Annotated in this window: 2 protein-coding genes; both read right to left on the bottom strand. The window is 59.3% G+C overall.

Annotated elements, in window-relative coordinates; translation table 11 throughout:
* Nucleotides 1-434: 434 nt before the first annotated feature.
* Nucleotides 435-2,804, bottom strand: a complete 2,370-nt coding sequence (locus F1542_RS10880) for a phosphoketolase (RefSeq protein ID WP_193733054.1) — start codon at nucleotides 2,802-2,804, stop codon at nucleotides 435-437.
* A gap of 42 nt (nucleotides 2,805-2,846) precedes the next feature.
* Nucleotides 2,847-3,674, bottom strand: an 828-nt coding sequence (locus tag F1542_RS10885; RefSeq protein WP_193733055.1) for an acetate/propionate family kinase, incomplete at its 5' end; no start/stop codon positions are given.

Genomic DNA, 3,674 nt, shown 5'->3' on the forward strand with positions numbered 1-3,674 from the left:
CTGCTCCTGCTCCTGCTCCTGCTCCTGCTCCTGCTCCTGCTCCTGCTCCTGCTCCTGCTCCTGCTCCTGCTCCTGCTCCTGCTCCTGCTCCTGCTCCTGAGGACTGGCCCAACTGATTATACTCATGCAAATAAAAATATTAGATTTTGCAATATTTTATTTATTTAAAAATATACCAGTAATATATTTTAAAAATTGATAAAACAAAATTTTTTACTACCGAATTTTCCAAAAATCGGCGTTCTTTGAAGCTTTTTGAAAAAAGCTTCACCAAAAACTTTCTTATGATTGCTGGATATTGCCTGATCTGACTTTTCAAACAGCCTTTGAATCCCATCCATATGCGGACAGGACAACCAGGCCCGATACGGACATAAAAAAAAGGGGGAAGCAAAAATGCTCCCCCCTTTAATAACCCCTTGGGTTCCGACGCCTTATGACCAGCGCCAGTTCTCGATTTCCGGCATGTCCTTGCCATACTGGGCCACGTAACGCGTGTGTTCGACCAGTTTGTCAGCAATGGCCTGATTGGCGTAAGCCGCCTTGTTCGCCAGTCCCGGCACACGCCGGATGACATTCTGCATCAGGTGGAAGCGGTCAAGGTGATTGCGCACCGTCATGTCGAACGGCGTGGTGGTGGATCCTTCCTCACGATAACCGTGCACATGGAAGTTGCGGCAGTTGGTCCGCTTGTAGATCAGCTTGTGAATCAGCGCGGGATAGCCATGGAATGCGAAGATCACCGGCTTGTCGGTGGTGAACAGGCTGTCGAATACATAGTCCTCCAGACCGTCCGGATGCTGCGACTTCGATTCCAGGGTCAGCAGGTCAACCACATTGATCACGCGGATCTTCAGGTCCGGCAGATGCTTGTTCAGCAACTGCACCGCCGCCAGCGTTTCCATGGTCGGCACGTCCCCGGCGCAGGCCATGACCACATCGGGTTCACCACCCTTGTCATTGCTGGCCCATTCCCAGATCCCGATGCCCTTGGCGCAATGCGCGATGGCGGAATCCATGTCCAGCCACTGCGGTTCGGGCTGCTTGCCCGCCACGATCACGTTCACACGGTCACGGCTTTCAAGGCAGGTCTTCGCCGTGCACAGCAGGGTATTGGCATCGGGCGGCAGGTACACCCGCACCGTCTTGGCCTTCTTGTTCAGCACATGGTCGATAAAGCCGGGATCCTGATGGCTGAACCCGTTATGGTCCTGACGCCATACATGCGATGTCAGCAGGTAGTTCAGCGATGCGATCGGCGCGCGCCACGATACCTCATCCGCCTGCTTGATCCATTTGGCATGCTGGTTGACCATCGAATCCACGATATGGATGAACGCCTCGTAGCACGACAGGAAACCATGGCGACCCGTCAGCAGGTAACCTTCCAGCCAGCCCTGACAGGTGTGTTCGCTCAGGATTTCCATCACATGGCCATCAACCGCCAGATGGTCATCGTAATCGAACGTCTCGGCATTCCATGCGCGGTTGGTCACATCCAGCACCGCATTCAGGCGGTTGGAATTGTTCTCGTCCGGCGCCAGCACGCGGAAATTGCGTGACGACAGGTTTTCCTTCATCACGTCGCGCAGCCACGATCCCAGCACGCGCGTGGCCTCACCCAGTTCATGCCCCGGGGACGAGACGGGCACGGCATATTCCGTCACATCCGGCAGGCGCAGGTCACGGCGCAGCAGGCCGCCATTGGCGTGCGGGTTTGCGCTCATACGGCGGTCGCCCTTTGGCGCCAGCGCCGCGATTTCCGGCATCAGGGTGCCGTTTTCGTCAAACAGTTCCTCAGGCTTGTAGCTGTGCAGCCACGTATCCAGCAGCTTCAGGTGCTCGGGCTTGGTCAGGTCGGTAATGGGCACCTGATGGGCGCGCCAGTAGCCTTCCGTGCGCAGGCCATCAACCGTCTTGGGACAGGTCCAGCCCTTGGGCGTGCGCATGATGATCATCGGCCACATGGGGCGCGTGGTGTCATTGTGTTCGCGCGCGGCCTGCTGGATCTTCGATATCGCGGCAAAGGCCGTATCCATCGCCACGGCCATTTTCTGGTGCATGGTGTCCGGGTCATCCCCTTCCACCACGATGGGATCGTAGCCGTAACCACGGAACAGGCTCAGCAGTTCCTCAGGCGAAATACGGGCGAGGACGGTCGGATTCGCGATCTTGTAGCCGTTCAGATGCAGGATCGGCAGGACCGCGCCATCGGTTTTCGGATCCAGAAACTTGTTGCTGTGCCACGATGTCGCCAGCGGGCCGGTTTCAGACTCGCCATCGCCCACCACGCAGGCCACGATCAGGTCAGGGTTGTCGAACACCGCGCCATAGGAATGCGACAGTGAATAGCCCAGTTCACCACCTTCGTTGATGGAACCCGGCGTGGTCGGCGCTGCATGGCTGGGAATGCCGCCGGGAAAGGAGAACTGCTTGACCAGCCTGGCCAGCCCGTCCGCATCCTGCGTCACGGCGGGGAAATATTCGCTGTACGTGCCTTCCAGATAGGTGCTGGCGACAACACCCGGCGCCCCGTGGCCCGGCCCCGCGACGAACAGGATGCTGCGGTCCTGTTCACGAATGATGCGGTTGAGGTGCAGGTACAGGAAGTTCAGCCCCGGCGTGGTGCCCCAGTGGCCCAGCAGGCGCGGCTTGGTGTGTTCCAGCTTCAGCGGTTCACGCAGCAACGGATTGGCCAGCAGATAGATCTGGGCAATCGACAGGTAGTTTGCTGCATGCCACCACTTGTTGAACAGCGCGACATCCGCTGCGGACAGCGGTGTTGCGGATGCAGTTTCACTCATTTCCGTTCCTTCCGAGACATTCTATCCCTGTCCGGCCTGCATTCAGGACAGACACATCAGCACATGCCGACGGATTGTTGTTTCCTCATCGGTGGGGATGACCCGCACTTCCACGGCACTATCCGGCATGCTTATGATTTCGCGATGCGCGGCATTCGCCTGCGCATCAAGACGGACACCCGCCCATTCCAGCCGCTTGCAGATCGCAGCGCGGATCAGGGCGTCATGTTCGCCGATCCCTGCGGTGAACACCAGCCCGTCCAGCCCCTGCAGGGCCGCCATCATGGCCCCCGCCTGCTGGGCGAAACGGTAGACGAACAGGTCAAGCGCCTGCATCACCTCCGGGCTTATCCCGGCGCGGGCATGCAGGTCGCGCATGTCGGCCGAAACCCCCGATACCCCAAGCAGGCCGGAACGGTGGTAGAGGATATTTTCGATCTCCGCCGCGCCCAGCCCTTCTTCCTTGAGCATGTACAGGATCACGCCGGGGTCCAGATGCCCGCACCGTGTTCCCATCACCAGGCCATCCAGCACCGAAAACCCCATGGTGGTGTCAATGCTGCGGCCAGCCTGCAGGGCGCACAGGCTGCCCCCGCTGCCGATATGCGCAACAATGGTGCGCCCCTGCCCCAGATGCGGCGCGCGCGCGCGCAGGACGGAGGCAATGTATTCATACGACAGCCCATGGAACCCGTACCGGCGTACGCCACGGGCGGCATAATCACGCGGCAGGGCCTGCGCCTGCGCAACCGGCGGCATGGTATGGTGAAAGCCGGTATCGAAACATGCGACCTGCGGCAGGTCGGGATGCTGGGCCAGCAATGCGCGGATGGGGGCAAGGCTGCCGGGCTGGTGCAGGGGGGCAAAGGG

The sequence above is a fragment of the Komagataeibacter sp. FXV3 genome (assembly GCF_015155755.1).
In the GTDB taxonomy this organism is placed as follows: domain Bacteria; phylum Pseudomonadota; class Alphaproteobacteria; order Acetobacterales; family Acetobacteraceae; genus Komagataeibacter.

Bases quoted from the DNA above. Each gene is read 5' to 3' on its own strand.
- F1542_RS10880 (WP_193733054.1), bottom strand. From the start codon at position 2,804: ATGAGTGAAACTGCATCCGCAACACCGCTGTCCGCAGCGGATGTCGCG.